This window comes from Bradyrhizobium sp., from assembly GCF_050014615.1.
In the GTDB taxonomy this organism is placed as follows: domain Bacteria; phylum Pseudomonadota; class Alphaproteobacteria; order Rhizobiales; family Xanthobacteraceae; genus Bradyrhizobium.
The window spans coordinates 1-25,251 of the sequence record NZ_JBEKCZ010000131.1; the positions used below are offsets into that span (position 1 = coordinate 1).

22 protein-coding genes are annotated in these 25,251 nt (G+C 58.8%); 9 read left to right on the plus strand and 13 right to left on the minus strand.

Features of this window, described 5'->3' with window-relative positions; genetic code table 11:
• Positions 1-5 precede the first annotated feature (5 nt).
• Positions 6-1,088: an ABC transporter ATP-binding protein gene (locus ABR948_RS20245; RefSeq protein WP_428121276.1), complete on the plus strand. Its 1,083-nt coding sequence runs from the start codon at positions 6-8 to the stop codon at positions 1,086-1,088.
• Between the two features lie 1,436 nt (positions 1,089-2,524).
• On the opposite strand, the gene hemA is transcribed toward ABR948_RS20245, so the two are convergent.
• From hemA to ABR948_RS20265, 4 genes are all read right to left on the minus strand, one after another.
• The gene (hemA, locus tag ABR948_RS20250; protein WP_428121232.1) at positions 2,525-3,796 is read right to left on the minus strand and encodes a 5-aminolevulinate synthase; all 1,272 of its coding nucleotides are present in this window, start codon (positions 3,794-3,796) and stop codon (positions 2,525-2,527) included.
• Between the two features lie 72 nt (positions 3,797-3,868).
• On the minus strand, positions 3,869-5,368 hold the full coding sequence (locus ABR948_RS20255; protein WP_428121235.1) for a catalase: 1,500 nt from the start codon (positions 5,366-5,368) through the stop codon (positions 3,869-3,871).
• Between the two features lie 71 nt (positions 5,369-5,439).
• Positions 5,440-5,853, minus strand: a complete 414-nt coding sequence (locus ABR948_RS20260) for an arginase family protein (RefSeq protein ID WP_428121279.1) — start codon at positions 5,851-5,853, stop codon at positions 5,440-5,442.
• Positions 5,783-6,664 carry a winged helix-turn-helix domain-containing protein gene (locus tag ABR948_RS20265; RefSeq protein ID WP_428121237.1) on the minus strand — a complete coding sequence of 294 codons (882 nt, stop codon included), beginning with the start codon at positions 6,662-6,664 and terminating at the stop codon, positions 5,783-5,785. The genes ABR948_RS20260 and ABR948_RS20265 overlap by 71 nt, the downstream gene beginning before the upstream one ends.
• A gap of 478 nt (positions 6,665-7,142) precedes the next feature.
• Between ABR948_RS20265 and ABR948_RS20270 the strand changes: the two genes are divergently transcribed.
• The 4 genes from ABR948_RS20270 (at position 7,143) to ABR948_RS20285 (ending at position 12,420) form a co-directional block, all read left to right on the plus strand.
• Entirely contained in the window at positions 7,143-7,454 is a 312-nt protein-coding gene (locus tag ABR948_RS20270) for a hypothetical protein (RefSeq protein ID WP_428121240.1), read from the plus strand.
• Between the two features lie 876 nt (positions 7,455-8,330).
• Positions 8,331-11,057, plus strand: coding sequence for a PAS domain-containing protein (locus tag ABR948_RS20275; protein WP_428121242.1), 2,727 nt, complete (start codon positions 8,331-8,333; stop codon positions 11,055-11,057).
• A complete protein-coding gene (locus ABR948_RS20280; RefSeq protein WP_428121245.1) occupies positions 11,054-11,716 on the plus strand; it encodes a response regulator transcription factor in 663 nt (220 codons plus the stop codon). The genes ABR948_RS20275 and ABR948_RS20280 overlap by 4 nt, the downstream gene beginning before the upstream one ends.
• Positions 11,717-12,030: 314 nt before the next feature.
• Positions 12,031-12,420: a response regulator transcription factor gene (locus ABR948_RS20285; protein ID WP_428121247.1), complete on the plus strand. Its 390-nt coding sequence runs from the start codon at positions 12,031-12,033 to the stop codon at positions 12,418-12,420.
• Between the two features lie 103 nt (positions 12,421-12,523).
• Here the strand turns inward: ABR948_RS20285 and ABR948_RS20290 are convergent, their stop codons facing one another.
• Entirely contained in the window at positions 12,524-12,880 is a 357-nt protein-coding gene (locus ABR948_RS20290; protein ID WP_428121249.1) for a carboxymuconolactone decarboxylase family protein, read from the minus strand.
• 100 nt (positions 12,881-12,980) lie between these two features.
• A complete protein-coding gene (locus ABR948_RS20295) occupies positions 12,981-13,991 on the minus strand; it encodes a helix-turn-helix domain-containing protein (protein WP_428121251.1) in 1,011 nt (336 codons plus the stop codon).
• Between the two features lie 339 nt (positions 13,992-14,330).
• Between ABR948_RS20295 and ABR948_RS20300 the strand changes: the two genes are divergently transcribed.
• Both ABR948_RS20300 and ABR948_RS20305 read left to right on the plus strand, forming a co-directional pair.
• Positions 14,331-15,308, plus strand: a complete 978-nt coding sequence (locus ABR948_RS20300; RefSeq protein WP_428121253.1) for an NAD(P)-dependent oxidoreductase — start codon at positions 14,331-14,333, stop codon at positions 15,306-15,308.
• Between the two features lie 60 nt (positions 15,309-15,368).
• On the plus strand, positions 15,369-16,397 hold the full coding sequence (locus ABR948_RS20305) for an aldo/keto reductase (RefSeq protein ID WP_428121255.1): 1,029 nt from the start codon (positions 15,369-15,371) through the stop codon (positions 16,395-16,397).
• Positions 16,398-16,488: 91 nt separating this feature from the next.
• Here the strand turns inward: ABR948_RS20305 and ABR948_RS20310 are convergent, their stop codons facing one another.
• The gene (locus ABR948_RS20310) at positions 16,489-16,782 is read right to left on the minus strand and encodes a hypothetical protein (protein ID WP_428121284.1); all 294 of its coding nucleotides are present in this window, start codon (positions 16,780-16,782) and stop codon (positions 16,489-16,491) included.
• On the opposite strand from ABR948_RS20310, the gene ABR948_RS20315 reads away from it, so the two are divergent.
• Together ABR948_RS20315 and cydB are read left to right on the plus strand one after the other, a co-directional pair.
• Positions 16,666-18,075, plus strand: coding sequence for a cytochrome ubiquinol oxidase subunit I (locus ABR948_RS20315; RefSeq protein ID WP_428121282.1), 1,410 nt, complete (start codon positions 16,666-16,668; stop codon positions 18,073-18,075). The genes ABR948_RS20310 and ABR948_RS20315 overlap by 117 nt on opposite strands.
• A 2-nt stretch (positions 18,076-18,077) precedes the next feature.
• Positions 18,078-19,064, plus strand: coding sequence for a cytochrome d ubiquinol oxidase subunit II (gene cydB, locus ABR948_RS20320; protein WP_428121258.1), 987 nt, complete (start codon positions 18,078-18,080; stop codon positions 19,062-19,064).
• Between the two features lie 203 nt (positions 19,065-19,267).
• Here the strand turns inward: cydB and ABR948_RS20325 are convergent, their stop codons facing one another.
• The 6 genes from ABR948_RS20325 to ABR948_RS20350 form a co-directional block, all read right to left on the minus strand.
• Positions 19,268-19,684, minus strand: a complete 417-nt coding sequence (locus ABR948_RS20325; protein WP_428121261.1) for a thioesterase family protein — start codon at positions 19,682-19,684, stop codon at positions 19,268-19,270.
• A gap of 96 nt (positions 19,685-19,780) precedes the next feature.
• Positions 19,781-21,028 carry an oxalate decarboxylase family bicupin gene (locus tag ABR948_RS20330; RefSeq protein ID WP_428121264.1) on the minus strand — a complete coding sequence of 416 codons (1,248 nt, stop codon included), beginning with the start codon at positions 21,026-21,028 and terminating at the stop codon, positions 19,781-19,783.
• A 44-nt stretch (positions 21,029-21,072) separates the two neighbouring features.
• The gene (locus tag ABR948_RS20335) at positions 21,073-21,615 is read right to left on the minus strand and encodes a cytochrome family protein (protein ID WP_428121267.1); all 543 of its coding nucleotides are present in this window, start codon (positions 21,613-21,615) and stop codon (positions 21,073-21,075) included.
• Positions 21,612-23,813 carry a molybdopterin cofactor-binding domain-containing protein gene (locus tag ABR948_RS20340; RefSeq protein ID WP_428121269.1) on the minus strand — a complete coding sequence of 734 codons (2,202 nt, stop codon included), beginning with the start codon at positions 23,811-23,813 and terminating at the stop codon, positions 21,612-21,614. Before ABR948_RS20340 ends, ABR948_RS20335 begins: the two co-directional genes overlap by 4 nt.
• A gap of 13 nt (positions 23,814-23,826) precedes the next feature.
• Positions 23,827-24,807: an FAD binding domain-containing protein gene (locus ABR948_RS20345; RefSeq protein WP_428121272.1), complete on the minus strand. Its 981-nt coding sequence runs from the start codon at positions 24,805-24,807 to the stop codon at positions 23,827-23,829.
• Positions 24,804-25,251, minus strand: a 448-nt coding sequence (locus tag ABR948_RS20350; protein ID WP_428121274.1) for a 2Fe-2S iron-sulfur cluster-binding protein, incomplete at its 5' end; no start/stop codon positions are given. The genes ABR948_RS20345 and ABR948_RS20350, both read right to left, overlap by 4 nt.

Here is a 25,251-nt window from a genome sequence, read left to right on the forward strand (position 1 = left end):
CCGGTATCAGGATCGCTGCCCCCACGCCATGGAGATTTGCCGGCGCGACAAGCCGTGCCAGGAGGCTGTCGGGCAAGATCACGACGTGGCGTGTTTCGTATTCGGAGAGCACCGTGACGCCGCTGCTTGAAGTCGAGGGTTTGCGGAAAAGCTTCGCATTGACGGGGCCGCGGACCTGGGCCGCCCGGCTACGCGGCGAGCAGCCAGCGGTTCGGGCGGTCGACGGCGTCTCTCTTGCGATCGCCAAGGGTGAGACGCTTGGCCTCGTCGGCGAGTCGGGTTGCGGCAAATCGACGGTCGCCCGCTGCCTGCTGCGCGTGATCGAGCCGACGGCTGGCAGTATCCGCTTCGCCGGCGAGGAGATCACCGCGCTCGACGGACGGCAGCTTCGCAACACGCGACGCGCCATGCAGATGGTCTACCAGGACCCAGCAGCGGCGCTTAATCCGCGTTTCAGCGCACGACGCACAATCGAGGAGCCGCTCCGGCTGCATTTCAAGATGACGGCCGCCGAGCGGCGCGAGCGATTGGACGCGGTTATCGCTGACGTGGGCTTGGGAACCGATCTTGTCGAGCGCTATCCGCACGAGCTTTCCAATGGGCAACGGCAACGCGTCAATATTGCGCGCGCTGTCGCCGCGCATCCCAGTCTCGTCGTCCTCGACGAACCGACCTCGGCTTTGGACGTATCGCTGCGTTCGCGCATCATCCTTCTTCTCGAGGCGCTCCAGAAACGGCTTGGGCTCTCCTTTCTCTTCATCTCTCACGACATTGCCACCGTGAAGTATTTAGCGCATCGCATCGCTGTCATGTATCTTGGCGTGATTGTTGAGGAGGCCGACAGCGCCTCGCTGTTCGCCGCTCCGCGTCATCCCTATACGCGTGCGCTGCTGTCTTCGGTTCCCGTGCCGGATCCGGATTTTCGTCATGAGCGGCTGGTGCTGAATGGCGAGATTCCGAGCCCCACAAAGGCTTTCGTGGGATGCAGGCTGCGCAGCCGCTGCCCGCTCGCCGAGGCGGTTTGCGCTGAGCCGGTTCCTCGGCGCGAAGTGGCCCCGGGCCACTACGTTCTATGTCATTTGGCCTAGCGGCTTCTTGCGCACAAAGCCGAGATGCCTCGTCGAAGAAGAATGCGTTCGACGAGATGATCCATGATCCGATTGCGCATTCTCAACGGGTCCGCTCGGATAAACCGAAACTCGAATGCGCAAAGCCAACTCAATAGCGCGCGTTGGGATCACAGGCGTAGTGATAAGCGTTCGGCGTCCACACGAAGCAGTTGCCACTCTCGTTGTATGCGTACCATGGCACCTGCCAATTAGGCCGCTCACGACGCCAATCAAAGGAGCCATTTGAGATGTAGACATTTCCGCCGTATTGGTAGCGATGATCGCGGTGCATTCCAAAGTCACGATCGCCGGCCATCGCGGGAGTTGCGAGTGTAAGCGAAAGTGCGATTGCTCCAATCAATCTGAGGTTAGCCACAACATATTCTCCTCTCACCAGGCGAGTGCAATCCGACAGGATTCGCTCGGAGCGATCCTTCACGTGACCAAACGCCAGCGTTTTAAACGCGATTTCCTATGGACCTGACATAGGATTGCATTTCACCAACGCCACTAAATTGCATTTTAAGAGCAGCGATATCGCTCGTAATGATCTGACGCGGATCAGCGCATAACCTCGAATAGAGATTGCGATGACTCCAGAGCAAGAATCGCTTTGGTCTCGGCGGCACAAGCCAAGGAGAACAATGCCACAGCAAAGAGCGCCAACTTGAAGTATGGGCCGTTAATTTTTTCGAGAACAGCAGGACTCCTTTTGCGTGTGGAACGGATGATCTTTGCAACGCGGTGCATAACGCTATTCCTCATGGCGCAACATTCCTTATGTCGGCCGGGCCACGGCAACCGTGTGTTTGGGGATCGCTAACGCGACCCCTACCGCAGCCGCCAACGAGAGCGCTTGGGGATCCACTGGGCCATGTGATGCCCGGCGGCTGGGCTTGATTATCGGCGCTCACCACGCTCGAAAAGGCCGGCCTGGTTTGAAAGGACCCGATGGCTTGGCTAGTTGACCAAGTTGGGACCGCGAGAGCTATCACCAACATCGGGAAGCGGATGCGGCGAAACACCGGGGCCAAAATCTTAGTCTCCAAAGTGAGGATCGGCTTGTTTGAATAGCTTGCGTGCGAGCGGCCGAAATCCGCGGAGCACCGATGCGGGCGTGATAGCTGCGCGGCTATCGGAATCCGACGCTCGTCCCGTGATCGAATTCATCTTGGCTGAGGACGGTATGGTTGCGGTAAAACGCACGGCTTTCGGTTCATCCTTTGTAATCGATGGGTACAATGCTTCGCGCGGGCGCAACGGAGAATTAAATTGGGGTTTAAGCAATTCAAACTGAATCGATGCGGGGTGACCCACTCGATCTCAGCGAGAGCGACGAAACGGACTCTTGGTTCGAGCCCGTCGCAACTCGGTGCCCATCGCGATTGTAATGGGTCCAGCAACGGGCCGGTTGGCTAACCGCCGGCCGCGACCGTCTGTGCACGCAGCTCCCCAGGCTGAAAGTCTGTTCCGAGCGGGAGACGGAGCTGCTGCCACACTGAGACCATGGCCCCAGCCAATTGCTCGATTAGCCGAAGGTCATGCGCTGGGGTGGGGGTAATCCGTAATCGCTCGGTGCCACGGATGACCGTCGGATAATTGATCGGCTGGATGTAGATGCCGTGCCGGTTGAGCAGGAGGTCGCTCGCCTGCTTGCAAAGGTCGGGATCGCCGACCATGATAGGCACGATATGCGTCTGCGTCGCCATTACCGGCAGGCCGGCTTCCCGCAGCGCCGCCTTGGTCGCGGCTACCGCGGCATGTTGGGCCGCACGTTCTGCACCCGATGTCTTGAGATGAGCGATGGAGGCGGTCGCAGCCGCGGCTATCGCGGGTGGCAACGCCGTCGTGAAGATAAATCCGGGAGCGTGGGATCGGACGGCGTCCACAACAGCGCTGCTGCCGGCGATGTAACCGCCGAGCGTCCCGAAGGCCTTGGCAAGTGTTCCCTCGATGACGTCGATGCGCGCCATCACTCCGTCTCGCTCGGCGATGCCCGCGCCGCGTGGCCCATACATGCCCACGGCATGCACCTCGTCGAGATAGGTCATCGCGTTATAGCGTTCCGCTAGATCACAGATCGCCTTGAGTGGCGCGATATCGCCATCCATCGAATAGACGCTTTCGAAGACGATCAGCTTCGGGCGGCCGGGCGCCGCGCGCGCGAGTAGCTCCTGCAGGTGCTCAACGTCGTTATGGCGCCAGATCTGCTTGGCACATCCGGCCGCACGCACGCCTTCAATCATCGAATTGTGATTGTGCGCGTCGGACAGTATCAGGCAGTCCGGAAGGAGCCTCGCGATCGTCGCGATACCCGTTTGGTTGGAGACGTAGCCGGACGTGAAAACAAGTGCCGCTTCCTTGCCATGCAGGTCCGCAAGCTCGCCTTCCAGTTCCACCAGGGCTCGATTTGTACCCGAGATGTTGCGCGTCCCGCCCGCGCCCGCACCCATGCTGCGTGCGGCGGCGCACATCGCTTCGATGACCTTCGGGTGTTGGCCCATGCCGAGATAGTCGTTCGAGCACCATACCACGACTTCTCGGTTGCCGCTTGGGCCGCTCCAGCGCGCATAGGGGAACTGTCCCACTTTGCGCTCGAGGTCAGCGAAGACGCGATAGCGGCGCTCACGTTTCAGAGCGGCAATGGCAGATTCAAAACTCCCGTCATAATCGAAATAGTAGAACATTTCTGGGAATCCCTTTTGTTTGACTCATCCGCTGTGCCGCGCCGACAGGGCAGGGCCCGGTCGGCTTTAGCTTCACGCTTCCGCGACTGAACGACGCGCCCTGATCTTACCGGGCGCGCCAGCCGCAAGCTTTGCGAGTGCGTCGGCGACGCCCTTGCCGTAGGCCGGGTCCGCCTTTGAGCAGTTGGCCACATGGCGGTCCTGGATATGCTTGGTGGCCTGGCCGACCTGACGGGCCGTGTTTTCGAACAGCGTCTGTTTCTGCTGCGAATTCATCTTCCGGAAGAGGTCGCCCGGCTGTTGCCAGTGATCCTCATCCACCCGGTGATCCCAGTGGGCGGCTGCTCCGGTAATCTCGAGCGCCGGCTCGTTGAGCTGCGGCTGATCGGTCCACTCGCCCCGGCTGTTGGGGAAATAAGTCGGAGTTCCGCCGAGATTGCCGTCGGTGCGCATTGCGCCGTCGCGATGATAGCTGTGGAACGGACATTTCGGTGCGTTGACTGGAATGTGATGGTGATTGACACCCAGGCGATAGCGCTGCGCATCCCCATAGGAGAAGAGGCGTGCCTGCAGCATCTTGTCGGGCGAATAGCCGATGCCAGGTACGATGTTGGCGGGTGAGAACGCCGCCTGTTCAACTTCGGCGAAGACGTTTTCGGGGTTTCGGTGGAGCTCAAAATATCCGACTTCGATCAGCGGAAAGTCGCCCTTTGGCCATACCTTCGTCAGGTCGAAGGGATTGAACGGAAAAGCCTTCGCCTGCGCGTCTGTCATCACCTGGATGAAGAGTGTCCAGCGAGGGAAATCTCCGGCCTCGATGCTTTCGAAAAGATCCCGCTGATGAGTTTCGCGATCCTTGCCGACGAGCGCCTCGGCTTCGGCGTCCGTCAGGTTCTGGACGCCCTGCTGGGTACGGAAATGGAACTTGACCCAGATGCGCTCGTTCGCAGCGTTGAGGAAGCTGTAGGTGTGGCTGCCGAAACCGTGCATATGGCGGAAACTCCTGGGAATGCCACGCTCGCTCATGACGATCGTGACCTGATGCAGAGCTTCGGGTAGCAGCGTCCAGAAGTCCCAGTTGTTGTCGGCGCTGCGCATGCCGGTTCGCGGATCACGCTTGATGGCGTGGTTGAGATCGGGGAACCGCAGCGGGTCGCGGAAGAAAAACACCGGCGTGTTGTTGCCGACGACGTCCCAGTTGCCCTCCTCAGTATAGAACTTCAGCGCGTACCCGCGAATGTCGCGCTCGGCGTCGGCGGCGCCGCGCTCACCTGCGACGGTGGAGAAGCGGGCGAACATCGGGGTCTGCTTTCCGATCTGCGAAAAGATCTTGGCCTTGGTGTAGCGAGTAATGTCGTGCGTGACGGTGAAGGTGCCGTGGGCGCCGGAGCCCTTGGCGTGCATGCGGCGCTCCGGAATCACTTCACGGGCGAAATGGGCCAATTTTTCAATCAGCCAGACATCCTGCAACAGTGCGGGACCGCGCGGCCCGGCAGTCTGAATGTTAAAATTGTCCGTGACCGGCGTACCAGACGCATGGGCCAGGGGCGGTCGTTTGGATTGGTCGTTCATTGCATTGCTCCAGTTGTCATGTGATTGAATGGACTATCGCGGTGGCCGGACGTGACAGTCCGTGATCGGTGTCAGGCGCGCCGCCTGGCCCGCTCGTGGAAAATGGACCCGATGAAGTCGATGCTGGTCCGTGCGGCGAGCAGCGAGGTGATCCCGGAAGGATCGCAGGGCGAAGAAACCTCGACGAAATCGACGCCGACGACATCGAATCGCCTGGCGACCTCACGCAGAATGTCCTCGCCTTCACAGTAGGTGAAGCCGCCGCAGCTGATCGTAGCGGTTCCCGGCGCGACCGACGGATCGAAACTGTCGATGTCGATCGAGACATAAACGCGCTCGCCGGCGGGAATGTAGCCAAGCCGACGAATGGCAGGTCCATCCGGTCGGATGTGTTGCGGCTGGTGTGGTCGACCGTCATTGCAACGTCCCGTGCGTCGATTGAGGAGACGCGTCTCCGGCGGCCGGATTGATTGATAGTTCAGCAGGTTTTGTCGGTGATTCCTGGGAGATAGGAGTCGCGCTCAGGACGAATCCGGCGCCGCGAATATTGCGAATCATGGCGGCTTCATTTGCCCCATCGACCTTGCGACGCAGTCGGCCCATATGAACATCGACAAGGTTCGTCTCGGGGACGAATCTATAGTGCCAAACGTCTTTGAAGAGCATTTCCCGCGTCAGCAAGGTGTCACTCCGTTGCATCATGTATTTGAGCAACTGGTACTCGCGCGGCCGCAGATCGATCTGCCGGTCGCCCCGCCGTGCAGTTCGATCGAGCAGATCAAGCTCCAGCGACCCCACGCGCAGAACCGTTTCAGTCGACGGGGCTGGCGGTCCGGCCGAAGGTTCTCCATTGGATATCAATTCAACGGCCGCGAGCGGCTGTTTTGCGGGGACGACGTCACTTCGCAGCGATGATCCGCGCATCCGATCGACCATCTTCTTGAGTGTGCTCGACAGCAGCAAATGAAGGTCGGAATCGTTCGAACCAAGATCGCGATGTATCTCCGCGGGTGCATCTTTGACATGGATACGAAACATAACAGGTAAGCCGTCGATATCGGCCAGGACCTCCGCCGTTCCAGTTTGCAATGTTGTCAGTATTCGCGTGCGCCGAATGAAACTCCGATGCTGTCCAGGTCGGCTTGACGGAGTCCGCAAATGCATTGATCTCGACGCTGCAGCCCCTGAGTCAGTACCGACGAATGTCGGTTCCTTCTGATCGAGCGTTTTGCGGTTGTTGTTATATCGTATCATCGCGATGTCCTTTCTTCCGACCGCACCCAGTCGTTGGGCCATGTGGTTTTCGTTCAGCAGAAGTCGCCGGTAATCCCTTCACGCGCGTAGGCGTGGATACATCGAAGCCGTCCTGTTGGTGTTTTCCTGGCGACCAGATAGATTTTTCTCGGCATGGCCACAATACTGGTGATCCGACGATTCGGGCCAAACCGCCGGCTTATTAGGCCTTAGCACTCGGCTTCGGATTGCTCCTTAACTCTGGATGGCGCGAGGACTGCCAGCGATGTTCTGGCAAAATTTGCGAGAGCCAGGACCGCACTCGTGCAGTGATTGGTGTAGCAATCATGATCGCAGTAGCAGAGCTGTGTCCCGATCTCTCGCAGATAACCTGACCCGATTGGATCACCGCACAGCACGCAGAAAGATTGCTTGCGGGGCGTCTTGTCATTGACCAATACGAATTTCATGTGGCACCTCCTAGCGCGAAGCAGAACACGGTATCGGATGAGTGGGAGAAATTTGGCGGCGGAGCGCAGAGGTGATTTCTTCCGTCCGGATTGTCCCTGTTCCGCTCGACTTTTTCCGGAGGAATGAAAATGTATTTTCCAGCTTCTCTGCGCTTGGCGTAGATGTTGCCGTCCGCGTATTTTATTTCGGTCGGATAGCAGTCCGCACTATTGCAACAGCTAGTCGACGGATGGTCGGGCATATGCCACGTCGAATAGAATTTCTCATGCAGCGGCATATCCTGCAGTGGATGGTGCCGCGCGGCGTGATCTTCTGCGTCTTGTGCATGGGCTGGCATCGCCAGCACGTAGCAAAGGCAGCAGCCCAAGAGAGTTTTGCATAGAGGGTTCACTCTGCAATCTCCTTGCTTCGGGATCCTGGATTGCGGAAAATTGCCGCCAGAATCTCGCCGCGACCGGTTTCAGGCGACCTGAAGTCGACGTAACCAACTGCGGTCGCCCTCTCGACGGACCCGGAAGCGGTCAGCACACTTCTTTGAACAGAGAGCGGTTCGCCAGGAGTAGTGCCGGACGAGGCCGAACTGCCTCTCACAGATCGCGCAGCGATTGGTTGCGCCGTTTGAAAGACATTGAGGATTGTTACGCATTTCTTCCTCCTGTTGGTCCTGGGTGGGTAAGGGTTGGTTCTCTCCGCTCTTTCGCCGGCACTCCGTGCGGGTAATTTGGCTTTCATGTGCCGCCTCCCGGAGCAAGGCAGCAGATGTCGTTGCCGTCACAGGTGCGATTTGCTGGCGGAACACTTACGTGATCCCGAACGGCGGGCTTCTCGTGGTTGCGCTCAATCTCTCTGGCCGGGATCGTGGACATTGCGTCACCTGCAATCGGCTCTTGCGATTGGCAGTGAGACTATGAGGATCGGGATCGCTGACCAATTGTACGTGGGTAAGCGTGCGATATAGAAAGGGATGGCAAAGATATACGGAGGTTTGTGGTGCCTGCCTTTGGCGCTCCATGTTATTTGGGTCGCAATGGCGAGTGTCCGCGCAAGTCATTTGACGGCCAGAATCGCCGCCGTTCGCACGCGAATTGGGACTGGAACGAATTGCTGATTTTCTTCCAAAGTGCTCTAATAATGTTCCTCGGAGACCCGGAACGCTCGGCGAGTGATGCGTAACGAGATATTGAATTTCCGGAATTCCGTTGCGGAGTTCTTTCGGCCGCCGGCAGTCTCACCACCTTAATCGGGACGAGCGAGGAGAATGATTGAATCGGATCACCATCAACCGTGGCCAAGGGCGCATAGGATCTTCCACTATGCGATGGCGGTGTTCTCGGTCGCTATTGCGATCATCGCTACGGAAATTACCGCACGTTTACTGCACCCAGAGCCCATCGCATTGTTGATGCTTTGCGCTGTTATTTTCGCTGCGTGGTTTGGCGGGTTCGGACCTGCGTCGTTGGCGATCACGCTGGCCCTTGTCGCTTTCCATTATAACCTGGTGCCACCGAGCAATTCATTTACATGGAAGGCGAATGTTCTCGCTGCGGACATTTCGGAAGTGCCGCGCCTGGTTCTGCTTACGATTACATCTATCGTTGTTGCATTCGTGGTTACGGCGCAGAGAAGAGCGACGGAAGCTCTCCGGCGCTCCGGCGATGATTTGCAGGTCGCGGTTGAGGATCAAAAGCGGACTGAATCCGCCCTGCTGCATAGCGAAATGTATTTGACCGAAGCGCAGAGATTGAGCCAAACGGGGAGCATTGGATGGAACGTCTCCACGGGAGAAATCTTCTGGTCGGACGAAACTTTCCGAATTTTCCAGTTTGACCGGACGACCAGGCCGACCGTGGAGTGCATTATCCAGCGCACGCATCCGGAAGATCGCGCTGCCGTGCAAGAGACCATCGACAAGGCGGCGAGCGAAGGGAGCGATTTCGACCATCAATATAGATTATTGATGCCGGATGGCTCAGTGAAATATGTGGATGCCGTGGCTCGTGCGACCAGGAATGTATCGGGTAGCATCGAGTTCATCGGAACGGTTTCGGATGTCACGACCGCAAGGGAATCGGGGCGGAAGCTGCGACGTAGCGAGGCCTATTTGGCCGAAACCCAGCATTTAAGTCATACAAGCAGTTGGGCCTGGGATGTACGCTGTCAGGAGTTCGTGTATCGATCCGCCGAAGTCTATCACCTGTTTGGGTTAGACGCGGGAAACGACGTTGTACGACAGCGCGCATTCCGGGATAGGATCTTCCCTGAGGATAGGCCACATCTTGTCGAGGTAGCGCAACGGGCAGTGCGAGAGAAAACGGATTTCGAAGTCGATTTTCGGATAGCTCTTCCGGATGGATCGATAAAGCGCGTCCATTCCGTGGGACATCCTGTCGTCAACGGCGAGGGAGATGTAATCGAATTGGTCGGCACGCATGTGGATGTCACCGAGCAACACGAAGCAAGGGAGAAGTTGCAAAGGGCCTTTGACGAAATCAAGCAATCCGAGGATCGCCTTCGATTGGTCATCGACACGATCCCGACGCTGGTATGGCGCGCCGGACCCGAGGGGAGCCCCGATTTCCTTAATCAACCAGCCCTTGACTATACCGGCCTCTCACTGGACCAGGCGGAGTTGGGCTGGCCTCGCGCTTTTCATCCCGACGACAAGAAGCGCATGTTGGTGAAGTGGGCCGCAATACGGGAATCATGCATGCCAGGCGAGCTTGAAGCTCGGCTCCGGCGTTTCGATGGTGTATATCGCTGGTATTTGTTCCGCGCCGAGCCGCTGCGCGATGAGGCAGGTAACATTGTCAAATGGTACGGGTCGGCTACCGATATCGAGGACCGTAAGCTGACCGAGGAGGCGCTTCGCGAGAGCGAGCAGCGCTTTCGCGATTATGCCGAAACAGCCTCCGACTGGCTCTGGGAGACCGGACCGGACCATCGGGTCACCCGCGTGTCGGAGCACATCAATGCTGCTGGCCTCGTGCCCTCAAGCCTTCCGGGCGTGACCCGATGGGGTATTGCTACCGACGTAGAATCGGAACCTGAAAAATGGCGACTGCACCAGGCGATGCAGGACGCGCATTGGCCGTTTCGCGATTTCGTGTACCAGACCATAAACGAGAGTGGATCCCCGGTGTATGTCCGGTCAAGCGGCAAGCCGCTTTTTAACGCAAGCGGCAATTTTCTCGGCTATCGGGGCACTGGCACCGATATTACTGCGACGATCCGCGCGGACCAAGCGGAGCAGGCTCTGCGAGAGGCGCAGGCGGAACTCGCGCATGTAACGCGCGTGACCACGCTGGGCCAACTCACGGCTTCCATCGCGCATGAAGTGAACCAGCCGCTCGCCGCCGTGATCGCTAACGCCGAAGCCGGTCTGCGCTGGCTCGACCGCGAACCTCCAGATCTCGCCGCCGCGCGCCGCTCGGCAGAATGGGTCATCAAAGACGGCATCCGGGCCAGCGAGGTGATCCGGCGTGTCCGGGCGCTCGCGAACAAGACCGACCTGGAGAGGGTGCCGCTCGACATCAACAGCGTTGTCAGGGATGTCATTACGCTGGTGCAGCGCGAGTTGACTATCCACCGGATATCGTTGCGAACGGAGTTTGCGCCGGCTCTACCCATGATCCTTGGTGACCGGATCCAGCTGCAGCAGGTGATTATCAACTTGGTGATGAATGGCATTGAAGCCATGGAGCCGGTCAGCGATCGACCACGCGAACTCGTGATCCGATCGCGACGAGACGGGCCGCACGGAATACTCTTGAGTGTGACAGATCGCGGTATCGGTATTTCCGACGATGATTCGGATCGGCTGTTCAAGGCCTTCTTCACCACCAAGTCGGGTGGTATGGGCATGGGGCTCTCAATCTGCCGTTCTATCGTGGAAACCCACGGGGGGCGTCTGTCGGCTTGCCGCAATGAGGGGCCAGGCGCTACATTTCAATTCATTCTGCCCCTGCACCACGAGGAAGCGTCATGACCGAACGCTCCAAATCTTCGCATGGAGTTCCGAGCGCAAAGGAGCCGATCGTCTTCGTTGTCGAAGACGACGCATCGATGCGCAGGGCGCTAAGTAATCTCTTCCAATCGGTGGGGCTGCAAGTTGAACTGTACGGTTCGGCGTCCGAAATGCTGCAGAGCGAGCTTCCGGAGGTCGCCAGTTGCCTGGTCCTTGATATCAGGTTGCCTGGATTGAGCGGCCTGGACTTTCAGACCGAATTAGCCAAGGCGAACATCCATATTCCGATCATCTTCATGACCGGCCACGGCGATATTCCGATGTCCGTCAGAGCCATGAAGGGCGGAGCGGTCGATTTCCTGACCAAACCGTTTCGCGACCAGGATATGCTCGACGCTGTCGTGGCGGCGATTGAACGGGATCGGAAGAGGCGCGAATCCGATAAGATCGTCGCGGACTTGCGGACCCTTTTTGAGACTCTGACCGCCCGTGAGCGGGAGATACTGACTTTGGTTGCCGCCGGGCTCATGAACAAACAGATTGCCGCCGAACTTGGACTTGCGGAGATTACCGTGAAGATCCACCGTGGGCACCTCATGAAGAAAATGGGTGCGAAGTCGTTGGCCGATTTGGTGCGAAAGGCCGAAACGCTCGGCATTCATCGCATCAGGCAAGCATAATTTACACCCGATCCATTTCGTCGGGTGAAGGTGGTGCGGAAACTAGCGAGATCGATTATATCGCGCTCCGACACCTGCTCAAATCGAATACCGCTGCGTGGGGAATGTCAGGACCATTGTTAGGTACTTGACTGGCCTCAAGAGCGAGATAGACTTTAGTTTCGGTTCGCCAAAAGGCCGATTGTTTCGGATTGTGCACCAAGTTATTGAGCGCACAAACCAAAGTATTATTTCGAAATCCTGATTGACGGCCCATTTTCGGGCCAAGGCGATGCCAAGGCAAGCGCCTTGTTCCCGCTTCAGGAAGGTCCATCGTGTCCACGCTTTCGTTGATTTCAGTCATCGACGACGATGCATCGGTCCGCGCCGCAACAGACAATCTTCTAAGTTCGCATGGATACCTGGTCCAGACATTCGCCTCGGCCGAGGAGTTCTTGCAGGTTGCTCGTCTAGACGACTTGTCGTGTATCGTTGCGGATGTACAGATGCCCGGTATCAGCGGTTTGGACCTTCTGACCCATATGCGTACCCAAGGCTACACTGTTCCCTTTATTTTCATCACAGCATTCCCCGACGACAGCGTCCGCGCGCGAGCGTTGAAGGCCGGAGCCATTTGCCTGCTGGCCAAGCCGTTCGCTGGACCCGTCTTGATTGACAGTATCAAAACCGCACTGAATCGACATCGCGGCGGAGCCGGCACGTGAGGCGAAAATGCTGGCAGTATCTGGCATTAAGCCTTTTCTGATCAGGTGACGGAATAGAGCAAATTCGGCCATCAAGATATTTCTTGACCCGAATTCGTGAAGATCAGGCAGGCTGCCGCTGCGTCACCTGCTGATAGGCGTCGAGGACGCGGGTGGAATAGACGATTGAGGCACCTGCATTGACAGCTGTCGCGACGGCGAGTGCTTCCGCGATCTCTTCTCGCGAGGCGCCGTGACGCGCCGCGGCTTCGGTATGGACCGTGATACAGCCGTCACACCGGACAGTGACCGCGACGGCGAGTGAGATCAGCTCGCGGATCTTCGGACCGAGCAGGTTGGTCTTCTGGCCGGCGGCGCTCAGCGTCTGATAGCCCTTGATTGTATCGGGGCTGATTTTGGCGATTTCGCCGACCCGCGCCATGAGTTGCTGGCGATAAGTATTCCAATCGAGCATGGGCATGTGACTTCTCCTGATTTCGGCCTGGATAGGGCGGCATGCTGGACCGATGTTCACCAGATGGGCAGCCGACCTGCTCGAGGCCATTGTGGAACTTGCGAGACTAGACCTCTTGGTGACGGCGGTATTCGCTTGGTGAAACGCCGGCATATTTGCGGTATGCCCTCGTGAATGAGCTCGTTTCGCGAAAGCCAATTTGGATGCCGATCTGTGTCACTGGGAGCGCGGATCTCTGGAGCAGGCTCTTGGCGCGATCCATCCGGCGAGCCATATGGTAGCGATGCGGAGGCACCCCGAAAGACTGCTTGAAAGCGCGCGCGAAGTGATAGAGGCTGAGATCGACGAATTCGGCGAGAGTGGCCAACGAAATGTCCTCCGCGAGATGCTCTTCGATAAATTCCACCACGCGCTTCTGCTGACGCGCCGGCAAGCCGCCCCGAAGCGGCCTCGCCGCTTCGGGTGTCGCTCGTTCCAATCGAATGAGTTCGTGCATCAGCACGAGGCTTAAGGCCTCGACATACTGGCGGCTCGAAGGATCGGAGTTTCCAACTTCGGCCTTGAGTTTGAGTGCGGTGTCCCAGACGGCTTGATCGAAGAAGAAAAGTCGAGGGCTAATTGTGGGGCAGCTGATGCCTGATCTTGGATCAAACAGACGATCCTGCAAATCGATATAGAAATAGGTGACGCGCGTCAGCACCCGCGGGGTCTCCCATCCGTAGTATCGATGCCCGGCAGGCACGAAGCTCAGCTTGCAATTGAATTCCCGCAAAGTCGATCTTGGCAAGCCCTCGATAAGCGTCTCGCCCTCATGTCGCTCTGCCCGTTCGTAAGCGATCAGCAAATGCCGCCGAGCTTGAAAACCGTACTCGAAGGTCCCGCGACGGGTAACCTTTACCGTGTCTGCTTGGATTGCGCCCCAATTCGCGATTCGGCGACGAGCGATATCGGGCGGCGAAAATTGGACGATCGATCGATGGGAGGAATGAAAATCCGAAGAGTTGACGCCGATGCCTCTCGTGCTTTCAGCCGACACGCGCATCCGCTCTCCTCCTGCGCTTGATTGTTCTTCTCGAGTGCTTGGAAGCGCCGGTGCGGTCACGTTGCCATCAGCCATTACTGCCTTTCGCAACAGCAGAAACGTTGCCTGCGTTTGCGGACCGCTTGTACGGGAACTGAATTTCAAGGACAGGATAGGGGCATCGAGTTTTAGCACCATTAAATTGGCGTTTCAGATGGCCAAACTTGAGGCTATTTGGAGCGGCATGCAGGACCTTCCGGGGCGCTGCGCGCGCGATGAGTGCCAATCGAGCATCGTCTTCAGGAGATCCAAGCAAGAATATGTAGTGCAGAGCAAGTTTGGACAAGCGCAAGATCCGCTCGCTACCACATCCACAGTTGTGTCCGTCGCAAGGTGCGCATCACGGGGTGCTGCTGCGGGCGATCAGGAGTCTCCATGTCAAAGCGCAAAACCCGCTCTCCCCTTGACCTCGCGGGTGTATCCGAAGTTCCGCCAATCAAGCGTCGGGGCGGCTTGCAATCCGGCCGCCCACTCATGGGCGAAATAGGTTTCATCGGCCTCGGTCACATGGGAGCGGCAATGGCCGCAAACCTGGCGGCTGCCGGACGGCCGGTGATCGCATATGTCCGCCACCCCGATCAGATCGGCCAACTTGAGGCAATCGGTCTCAGGCCTACAACGGACATCGGTGACCTGCTCGATTGTGAGGTCGTCATCAGCATGCTCCCGGACGACGACGCCGTGCGCGAAGTCGTGTTCGGCCGCAGGGACGACGACCTCGACGGTCTGGCCGCGGGTCTGATACCCGGCGCGATTCATCTTTCGATGAGCACGATCAGTACGGCGGCTGCCTCGCTTCTGGCGGGTGAGCATGCGCGGCTGGGACAAGGCTACGTGGCAGCACCGGTCTTCGGAAATCCGGATGCCGCCAAGGCGCGCCAGTTGTTCATCGTCGCCGCTGGCGTCCCAGCCGATGTCGCAAGCTGCCAGCCGATCGACCCGCAAGACGCAAACCTCGTCAAACTGCTCGGCAACATGATGAGCGCGACGGCGCTGGAGATGCTCGGAGAAGTCGTTGCCGTGGTCCGGAAGCGTGGGCTGAATCCGCAGTCGTTCATCGACGTTATGACGAGCACGATGTTTGGCGGCCGCGCGCACAAGATTTACGGCGACAAGATTGCCAGCCAGACCTATGCGCCGGGATTTGTCTTGCCGCTCGTGCTTAAGGATGTGCTCCTGGCGCTTGCCGAGGCAGAGAAGGCGGGCGTTCCCATGCCGTCGGTCAACGTGGTCCGGGACCGGTTGATCACGGGAATCGCGCGTGGATATGGCGGGCTCGACTGGACCGCCCTGGGGCTTATCGCCGAAGAGGAAGCGGGGCTCGTGCCGGTGGCGGCGGTCGCTGCCGAGTGAGGTTGGACTTGTCTGCCGCCGACACGCAACCGGCATACATACCAAGAAAGGAACAGCGTCATGGCTCATCAAGCAGAAGCCCTCAAAATGAGCTCGGAACTTACGGAAATTACCGGCACATCGCTCAAGGCGTCACCGGTCGCCATCGGCACCTGGGCCATCGGCGGGTGGATGTGGGGCGGAACCGACGAAGCTGAGTCTGTCGCTACCATCCGGACCGCATTCGAGCATGGCATCAACATAATCGACACGGCCCCGGTCTACGGATTCGGCCGTTCCGAGGAGATCGTAGGCAAGGCGATCGCCGAAGGCCGGCTGCGCTCCGACGTGCTCATTGCCACCAAGGTTGGACTGCAGTGGGACGGCGGAAAAGTATCGCGTAATGCCAGCCGCGCCCGCATCATGTGGGAGGTTGAGGAGTCCTTGCGCAGGCTTCGAACCGATTACATTGACATTTATCAGGTTCATTGGCCCGACCCGTTGGTGACGATCGAGGAAACCGCGGAAGCGATGTACGCGTTGTTCGAGCAGGGAAAGATCCGTGCCATCGGTGTGAGCAACTTTTCGGTTCTTCAGATGGAGCGATTTCGCCAAGTCTCACCGCTTCATGTGCTGCAACCGCCTTACAATCTGTTCGAACGTGGAATCGAGGCGGACCTTCTGCCCTATTGTCGAAAAAATGACATTGCGACGCTGGGATATGGCGCGCTGTGCCGCGGCCTGCTGTCCGGACGAATGAAGGCAGGCACGGTCTTCGGCGGCGACGATCTGAGACGCACTGACCCAAAGTTCGTCGGGCCACGGTTCGCTCAATATGTGGCCGCCGTTCAAAAGCTCGATGGGATCGCCCAGCAGCGTTTCGGCAAGCGCGTTATTCACCTGGCAGTCCGCTGGATGCTCGATCAGGGCATCACCACGGCATTGTGGGGCGCGCGTCATCCTGATCAGTTACGGCCGGTCGATGAGGTGGCTGGCTGGTCACTCGATGCCGCCGCCAAGGCGGAGATTGATCGAATTCTGAGCGACACTATCACCGATCCGGTCGGTCCGGAATTCATGGCTCCGCCGTCACGCAGCGTCGCTGCATGACGCAACGCTGCCGGCGATTGGGTATATAGAGAGGTTGCGTGGTTGCAGTACGGAAGCAACCACGTGCCGCCTCGGAGAAAATCCCTTTTGATCAAAAAGTTTGCCGGTTGGAAAAATGGAGGTCGATGGTCTGTTCATCCGCTTTTCGAATTGGAATAGCGATCGCTCCAGTTCGAAAGTCAAAGGTAACCGCGAATTTAATAGCCCTTCCTTGGCCCGTCACTAGCTTCAAGCAGATCACGCTTTGCTGGGAGTGTTTGTAATGGATATGACGGCGCTTCTCCTGTCGCGACTTCAATTCGCCTTCACCATTACTTTCCATATCATCTTTCCATCCTTCACGATTGGGCTTGCCGCGTGGTTGACCGTCCTCGAAGCGCTTCATCTTAGAACCGGTCGTCCGGTCTATCAGGTGCTTTTCGAATTCTGGCTGAAGATATTCGGTGTGGCATTCGGATTGGGGGTCGTATCCGGGATCGTGATGGCATTCCAGTTCGGTACGAACTGGAGCACATTGTCAAAAATGTCCGGACCGATTCAGGGGCCGCTCCTGATGTACGAGACCTTCACCGCTTTCATGCTCGAGGCCAGTTTCTTCGGCGTTCTCATCTTTGGTCGCAGCCGCGTGCCGCCCTGGTTCTATTTGTTTTCAACAGCGATGGTCGCGCTCGGGACCACGTTTTCCGCATTCTGGATCATGGTCAATAATAGCTGGATGCAGGTGCCATCAGGCTATGTCGTGGAAAACGGTGTCTTCGTTCCGAACGATTGGACCAAGATAATATTCAATTCGGTGGTGTGGTCGCGATTTCCGCACATGTTGCTGGCTTCCTATCTGACCGGGGCTTTCTGTGTCGCGGCGACCGGCGCCTGGTATCTGCTGCGGAAGGTATATCACGCCGAGTCCCGCATCATGCTGCGCATGGGCCTTGGTCTTGCCGCCGTGCTGATGCCGGCCCAGCTTCTGTTCGGTCACCTGAATGGTGAATACGTTAACACATATCAACCCGCCAAGATGGCCGCGATCGAGGGGCGCTGGAACGATGAGAAACCAGGTTCCGAAGTCCTGTTCGCATGGCCCGATGTGGAGAATCGGCGCAACCTGCATGAGATCACGCTACCCCCGCCGTTCGGCAGCCTGATCGACTCCGACAGCCTCACCGCGGGCGAAATTGGGCTCAACAGCATCCCCCCGGAAAACTGGCCGCCGGTGGTTGTCCCGTTCTTCAGCTTCCGCATCATGGTAGGATGCGGGCTGGTGATGCTGGGGCTGGCCTGGCTCGGTACCTACCTGAGTTACAGGCATCGCCTGGCTTACAGTCGTCCCATGCTCTGGCTGACTTTCCTGAGCTTTCCACTTCCCTTCGTTGCGATCATCACCGGCTGGTTCACCGCTGAAGTTGGCCGTCAGCCCTGGGTGGTCTATGGAGTCCTGAGAACCGCGGATGCCATGACGCCATTCCTGACGACGCGCGCTGCGACGATCTCGCTTGTGATCTTCTGTGCGGTCTATGCTTTCATCTTCCTGTTCGGCACGTTTTACATTTATCGGCTTATCTACACCGGCCCCCGCGGCAAGCTGTTCGAGAGCGCCCATGACGGCGCCGTGCCAAATCGCCCGATGTCGCTGGCCAACACAGATCTGATCGAAGCCAGCCACGCCGGCGTCGGAGAATAACCATGATCACTTTCTGGGTTTCGCTTTTGGCCATCAGCATTCTGCTCTATGTGCTGCTTGACGGTGTTGATCTCGGCGTAGGCTTGCTGTTTGGGTTGACGAACGAAGAAGTTAGACGTGGCGCGATGCTGAGCGCCGTCGCGCCAATCTGGGACGGCAACGAGACCTGGCTCGTTGTCACCGCGGTGATTCTATGGGGCGCCTTCCCGGCCGTCTACTCAACGTTGTTGTCTGCATTCTATCTTCCCCTCATCGTCATGCTGCTGGGCCTGATCTTGCGCGGCGTGGCGTTCGAATTTCGTTACAAAACCCAACGGCTGCGGTGGCTCTGGGATTTGAGCTTTACCGGTGGGTCCCTGGTCGCGACTTTCATACATGGGATGACGGTCGGTGCACTGGTGGAAGGACTGCAGTTCACAAATGGCGAATATTCCGGTGGTGACTTCGGCTGGCTCACGCCGTTTGCAGTCCTTTGCGGCATCGGCTTGTGTCTTGGCTATGCGCTTCTCGGCGCCTGCTGGCTGCTGAAGAAATGCGAAGCTGAGGTTCGCGATGTGGCGCGTCGGCAGATTCCGGTTCTCGCGATCGGCGTGCTGACGTTCCTCGTGCTTGTCTTCGCCTACGCGCTGGCCGAACACCTTCCAATTCTGCATCGCTGGATCGATCGGCCGTATCTGTTCGTATTTCCGGCGATTGGCGCGATCGCTGCAACAGTGCTGGCGCTAAGCATTCTGAATCACAATGACCATTGGCCGTTCTATATGGTCGCTCTGATCTTTTTATCGGCATTTGGCACCCTGGCTCTTTCCTTCTGGCCATACATGATTCCCTTCATCATTACCGTCAATCAAGCCGCCGCGCCGCACTCCAGTCTTGCGTTCATGTTCTGGGGCGGCGTCGTCGTCTTTCCCCTGATGCTGCTCTACACGGTCATTAGCTACGCCGTATTCAGAGGCAAGGTCGGGGAAACGGCCGGATACGGACACTGACAAGTTCCAGCGAAACCTGTGAGTGACTCACAGCCGTAGAAACGCGGGCGCTGGCCCCGTCATTGCCGACCTCGCTACAGTATTCCGATGGATTAGATCCCGAACAACACGTTACCGGCAAGACCATGATGAAAAGACCGAAACAAAGTTCCGTACGACAGCACGCGCCATTTTCTTAAGGCCGGCCCCGTCGCCGGATTGATTCAATCCAGACTCATCGCGAGCTGCCTTACTCCGAACCGCTTCTCGAATTCGACCAGGTTGACGATGCCGCGGCGATGGGTGCCATCGCCGATCTTGCGGGCACCGTCCCAGGCTTCGACCTCGAACACAACGCTCTTGGCTTCTATCTGCATGACGCGAGAAATAGCGCGGACGGTGCGGCCAATCGGCGTTGCGGCAAGGTGTCGGACTTTGACGTCCATGCCCACGCTCACAAAGCCCTCCGGCAGATGTGAGGCGATAGAGGCGCCTGCCGCCATTTCCATGTGGAGGATCATCATGGGCGTGCCGTAGACCTGCGGCATGTGCTCTACGAAATGGCCGACCGTCATCTCGGGGGTGATGGTCGCGGTGTGCTCCGCGGCCATGCCAATCGTAATATTGTCGAACAGGTTCATATTGTCGTCGTCCGCGATCCTGAAGGACTGCCGGTCAATAACCGGGCCTTGAGCAATTTTATCTGTGCCGGAGGCCGCCGACCTTGATTTCGCGAGTTAGGACTTGGGCATCAGGCCAGGGGCGTTATCCGGCCATTTTGCGATCGTTGCTTCGTCGATGTTCAGATGTTGGGCGACCAGTGCCGGCGGCGTATGCGTGAGCCAGTTGGAAAGAGAAATCTCTTCATAGCGAGGAGCCCTGAAGACGCCGACAAACTGTAAATCCGTGTCGCCGACGTTCTCGACGTAATGCCCGAGGTTTTTCCTGACGTAACCAATGTCGCCGGCATTGAAATCCATCGTCATCGCGTTGGGGCCGGTATCGAACACCGTCATGCGCGCCTTGCCCTTGATATAATACTGCCATTCGTCGGCGTTTGGATGCCAGTGCATCTCCCGAATGCCGCCGGGACGCACGGTAACCAGCGCGGCAGCGACTGTCCTGGCCACGTTGAAGTTTGTGCTGTCGGCAACGCGAATATTGCCAGTGCGGGATTCCTTGTTTGGTCTCGAGGATCCAAGAGGAAAGACGAACGGATAGGGTGCGGCCGCCACGTTCTTGCTGACGGCGGCGCGATCCGCGAGCAGGTCGCCGGGCACGGTGCCCTGGAAGATCCAGAGGTTCTGCAATGGAATTTTCGCGAATGTCTCCGCCGGAACGCCGAAATTCTTGGCCAGTATTTCGGGCGGCGTATGAGCAAACCAATCCGATACCAGCAATGTGTTGAATTCGTTGGCGTGACCGTCGTCAAAGCAAATTACGAATTCACAACCGTCGGAGCCGATCCCCTGCAGAGAATGTGGAGCGCCGGCAGGAAAATACCAGAGATCGCCCTCATTGACGTCGGCAACATATGGCTGGCCCGCGGCGTCGAGAACGGTCACGCGGCAACTGCCGTAGGTCATGATCGCCCACTCGGCAGCCTGATGCCAGTGCAGTTCCCGGATTCCGCCTGCGGTCAGCCGCATATTGACGCCTGATATCTCCTTCGAAATCGCGAAATCTTCCACTGTGACCTGGCGGGCCCAACCGCCGTTCTGGACGCGCTTTGGCGCATTGTTGAATGAGGCCCAGTCCATCGGCATGCCGCCGATATCGGTCGCCGGCGGAAATTGCGCCGAGGGAAATTGCTTGCCGAGAGCCTCGCTTTGCGGGCCGGGATCCCTGAGATTTCCCGGAGCCTTGGCGTTGATAGCGCCTTGCGGCGGCTGGTCCGGATTGCCGAAGGAGGCGGCGTGCGCTGCGTTTGCGGTCACTATCGCGCCTGCAGCGGAGACTGCCAGCATATCCCGTCTCGAAAACATGTTACCTCTCCTATCCAAAATGATGCTCTTGCACCACGATGCGTTCAATTCTTCGGCGTGCTCTTGGTGTTTGAATCCGACGCAGATGTTCGGCTCGGTACGTGGATATCGACCACGCCGTGGTTGAGAGCCTGGTGGCAGGAATTGCAGGCGTCGGTCAGGTCGGCATAGGCCTTGGCGAATGCGGCGTGGTCCTTGGCTTGAATGGCGCTGCTGAGCTCCTTTAACGGCTGCTCGGTGACCGACGCGATCATCTCCGGAAAGGATATCTCGTGTTCAACCGGATGGGCGTTCCCGAGTCGATTGAATGCGCCGTGGAGATTGCCAAGCTCGTAGGTGGCAAATTTCCAATTTTCATCTTGTTCGGCTCGCCAGAGTCGCTCGTGCCGCGGCTGAATCGTCGCGATCATCAGATCGCTGATGCTCGGCAGATATTCGGTCGCATGAGGCGGCGGCGCCGCTTCCGGCCCAGCGGCCTTGCTGCGCGAGGTCGCGATACCGGTCGCCAGGATCGTGGTCGCGGCAACTGCGATCATGGCGACCGCGATCGGGCGGCGGCGAATGCTTGCTGCTTCTGTCCCGATCATGCGGGCACCGGTAGCTTGGAAAGCAGTTTGTCCAGCGTGATCGGGTAGTCGCGAATCCGGGCGCCGCACGCATTGTAGACCGCATTGGCGATGGAAGCGGCGGCGCCACAGATCCCGAGTTCGCCGATGCCCTTGCTCTTCAGAGGGTTGGATTTGTCGTCCAGTTCGTCAAGAAAAATAGCGTCGATGGCCGGAATATCGGCGTGCACCGGCACGTGGTATTCGGCGAGATCGTGATTGACGAAATAGCCGAAGCGCGGATCGAGCGTCATTTCTTCGTGCAGCGCGGCGCCCACGCCGAACACCATTCCGCCGATCGCCTGAGACCGCGCCGTCTTGGCGTTCAGGATGCGACCGGCGGTGAATACGCCGAGCATGCGCCGCAGACGTACCTCGCCGGTATCCTCATCTATTCCGACCTCGGCGAAATGCGCGCCATATGACTGCTGCGAAAAATCTGTATTGTTGCGTCCCGGCTGGATCTCGCCATCGGCGTCCATCCCTGCACCGACAAGGTCCGTCAGCTTTCTGGACTGTTCTCCGGATGCGATGTTGCCGTCGGCGAAGCGGGCGGTCGCCGGATCGATGCCGGCGGTCCGCGCCAACTTTTCACGCAACGCATTGCAGGCTTCGAACAGGGCCGAGCCCGAACTGCCAGCGCCCCACGATCCACCCGAACCCGCCGACTGCGGAAAGTTGGTGTCCCCGAGTTCGACCCTGACGCGTTCTGTCGGTAGACCGAGCATCTCGGCGGCGATCTGCGCGAGGATAGTATAGGTGCCGGTGCCGATGTCGGTCATGGCCATTCGCACCGTGGCATTGCCGTCGGGGTCCAATCGGACATTGGCCTTGGAGAACCGAAGCGGATTGCCGCGGGTTGCCGCGGCCATGCCCATTCCGACAAGCCAGCGTCCGTCACGAATCTGGCCCGGTTTCGCGTTACGCTTGTCCCATCCAAACCGGCGCGCGCCTTCCTGCATGCAGGCGACCAGGTGGCGGCTGGAATAGGGAATATGTTTCTCCGGGTCCTCGCTCGGCTCGTTTCGAACGCGCAATTCAATCGGGTCGAGGTCGAGTTTTTCGGCAAGTTCATCCATTGCACATTCGAGCGCCATCAGCCCGACAGACTCGCCAGGTGCGCGCATCGACGACGCAACCGGAATATCCAGCGGCGCGAGACGATGCCGGGTCAACCGATTGGGTCCAGCATAGAGCGTGCGGGTTTGCAGGGCGGCACCCTCATACGTTTGCTCGCCAGGTAAATTGCCCGAGAACACATCGTGGCCAATCGCGAGAATACGGCCGTTGCGATCCGTGGCGAGGCGGAGGCGCTGGATCGTGTCGGAGCGGTGCGTCGTGACGTGAAAGATCTGCTGCCGCGTCAGCGTGGTTTTCACCGGCCGCTTGAGCCGTCGCGCGGCGATCGCCGCCAGGATGGCATCGGCGGCGACCCAGAGTTTGCCGCCAAATCCACCGCCGATGAACGGACTGATGAGGCGTACCTTTTCAACGGGAATTTTCAGAGTTGTCGCGATGGCCTGCTGACCCTGGTTGAGCATCTGGTTCGCAGTGTGCAGAATCAACTCGTCACCCTCCCACGTCGCCAGCGTGGCATGGGGTTCCATCATCGCGTGACTTTGCAATGGGGTACTGTAGGTCACGTCGATCTGCACGGGAGCGCTGGCGAACGCTTCTGCGAAATTGCCCACCGCACTGTCGGCGGGCGGGGCATCGTTTGGCTTCGGAACGCGCGCCTCATGGAGGTTAGTACGGAGCGCGTATTTTCCGCTCAAAAGATCATATTTCACATCGACCAGGTAGGCTGCGGCCCTGGCCTGCTCGAAGCTTTCGGCAACCACAAAGGCGACCGGCTGACCGTAACGCGTCACTTGTGGGCCAGTGAGCACGGGGTGCGCCTCACGGTGATTGCCGGCGCCCTGGGCGGGCGCATTGCGGTGGGTCAGAACCAGCGCGACGCCCGGCGCCATCTCCGCGGCACGCGTGTCGATCGACCTGATCGTTCCTTTTCCGATCGAGGCTTCGACCACAAAGCCGTACAGCACGTTCTCCTGCTGCATCTCAAAGGCGTATCGCGCGCCGCCGGTGACCTTCAGTCGGCCATCCACGCGGCTGATGGGCTTGCCGACAATGCCCTGTGAATCGAGGGCATTGGGGCCGACGGGTGAGTTCATCTCCATGCGTTCTCTCCCTTCAGGTCCGGGTCGTCTCTGCCAGCACGCTGTGCAAGGTGCGCCGCGTCAGGGCTATCTTGAAATCATTGCCGCCGAACCCGCGCGCGCCCTCGAGTACGGCTTTGGCGGCTGCGTTGAAGGTGGCAGTGTTCGCAGGCGCGTCGGTCAATCTTTGCTCGGCCCGTGCGGAACGCCACGGTTTATGCGCCAAGCCGCCGAACGCCAGCCGGGCCGAACGGATCCGGCCGCGCGTGCAATCGACGATCGCCGCGACGGAAACCAGCGCAAAAGCGTAGGAGGCACGATCGCGAACTTTGCGGTAGACCTGCACACCCGGAGGCGGGGGAGGCAGCGTCACAGCGGTGATGATCTCGCCAGACTTGAGCGACGTCTCGATCTCGGGGGCGTTGCCCGGGAGACGATGAAATTCTGCTATTGGAATGACCTTGGTACCGCCCTCACGATCGACCGTCTCAACGCGGGCATCGAGCGCGCGCATTGCCACCGCCATATCCGACGGATGCGTCGCGATGCAGTGCTCGCTGGTGCCGAGGATGGCGTGAATGCGATTGAAGCCCGCGAGCGCCGCGCAGCCGGAGCCGGGGCTGCGCTTGTTGCAGGGTTTTGTGATGTCATAGAAATAATAGCAGCGCGTTCGTTGCAGCAAATTGCCGCCAGTCGTGGCCTTGTTGCGCAACTGCGCGCTGGCGCCTGCCAGCAATGCACGGCTCAGGACGCCGTAACGCTGCCGCACGCGCGGGTCGGCGGCTAGATCGCTGTTCCGAACCAGTGCCCCGATACGCAAGCCCCCATCGGGGGTATCTTCGATCTTGTCGAGCGGCAAGCGGTTAATATCGATCAGACTAGAAGGCGTCTCTATCTGCAACTTCATCAGGTCAAGTAAATTGGTTCCGCCGGCGATGATTTTTGCGCCAGGCTTTAAGGTTGCGGCGGCCGCGAGAGTTGCCGAGTCCGCTCGTTGATAGGTGAAACTTTTCATGTCGGCATTCCCGCGGCTTGTTTGATGGCGGCAACGATGTTGGGATAGGCTGCGCAGCGGCAGATGTTGCCGCTCATCCTCTCCCGAATTTCAACATCGGTGAGTTTGGCGGCCGGTTGCGTCAGGTCATCTGTCACATAGCTCGGCATGCCCAGCCGGCTTTCGGCCAGCATTCCGATCGCGGAGCAGATCTGGCCGGAAGTGCAGTAACCGCATTGAAAGCCGTCATGTTCGATGAACGCTTCCTGCAGCGGATGCAGATTATCGCCCAGTGCGAGCCCTTCGATCGTAGTGATGGACTGGCCGTCATGCATCACGGCCAGTGTCAGGCAGGAGTTGATGCGGCGTCCTTCGATCAGCACCGTGCAGGCTCCGCATTGACCGTGGTCGCAACCCTTTTTCGAACCGGTCAGCGCGAGATGTTCACGCAAAGCATCCAGCAGC

Excerpts from the sequence above, each read along its gene's own strand:
- ABR948_RS20340 (WP_428121269.1), bottom strand. The coding sequence starts at position 23,813 with ATGGAGATGAACTCACCCGTCGGCCCCAATGCCCTCGATTCACAGGGC.
- ABR948_RS20300 (WP_428121253.1), top strand. The coding sequence starts at position 14,331 with ATGTCAAAGCGCAAAACCCGCTCTCCCCTTGACCTCGCGGGTGTATCC.
- ABR948_RS20295 (WP_428121251.1), bottom strand. The coding sequence starts at position 13,991 with ATGGCTGATGGCAACGTGACCGCACCGGCGCTTCCAAGCACTCGAGAA.
- ABR948_RS20325 (WP_428121261.1), bottom strand. The coding sequence starts at position 19,684 with ATGAACCTGTTCGACAATATTACGATTGGCATGGCCGCGGAGCACACC.
- ABR948_RS20330 (WP_428121264.1), bottom strand. The coding sequence starts at position 21,028 with ATGTTTTCGAGACGGGATATGCTGGCAGTCTCCGCTGCAGGCGCGATA.
- ABR948_RS20310 (WP_428121284.1), bottom strand. The coding sequence starts at position 16,782 with ATGAAGCGCTTCGAGGACGGTCAACCACGCGGCAAGCCCAATCGTGAA.
- ABR948_RS20335 (WP_428121267.1), bottom strand. The coding sequence starts at position 21,615 with ATGATCGGGACAGAAGCAGCAAGCATTCGCCGCCGCCCGATCGCGGTC.
- ABR948_RS20255 (WP_428121235.1), bottom strand. The coding sequence starts at position 5,368 with ATGAACGACCAATCCAAACGACCGCCCCTGGCCCATGCGTCTGGTACG.
- cydB (WP_428121258.1), top strand. The coding sequence starts at position 18,078 with ATGATCACTTTCTGGGTTTCGCTTTTGGCCATCAGCATTCTGCTCTAT.
- ABR948_RS20290 (WP_428121249.1), bottom strand. The coding sequence starts at position 12,880 with ATGCCCATGCTCGATTGGAATACTTATCGCCAGCAACTCATGGCGCGG.
- ABR948_RS20265 (WP_428121237.1), bottom strand. The coding sequence starts at position 6,664 with ATGGCCCAACGACTGGGTGCGGTCGGAAGAAAGGACATCGCGATGATA.
- hemA (WP_428121232.1), bottom strand. The coding sequence starts at position 3,796 with ATGTTCTACTATTTCGATTATGACGGGAGTTTTGAATCTGCCATTGCC.
- ABR948_RS20315 (WP_428121282.1), top strand. The coding sequence starts at position 16,666 with ATGACGGCGCTTCTCCTGTCGCGACTTCAATTCGCCTTCACCATTACT.
- ABR948_RS20280 (WP_428121245.1), top strand. The coding sequence starts at position 11,054 with ATGACCGAACGCTCCAAATCTTCGCATGGAGTTCCGAGCGCAAAGGAG.
- ABR948_RS20275 (WP_428121242.1), top strand. The coding sequence starts at position 8,331 with ATGATTGAATCGGATCACCATCAACCGTGGCCAAGGGCGCATAGGATC.
- ABR948_RS20305 (WP_428121255.1), top strand. The coding sequence starts at position 15,369 with ATGGCTCATCAAGCAGAAGCCCTCAAAATGAGCTCGGAACTTACGGAA.
- ABR948_RS20345 (WP_428121272.1), bottom strand. The coding sequence starts at position 24,807 with ATGAAAAGTTTCACCTATCAACGAGCGGACTCGGCAACTCTCGCGGCC.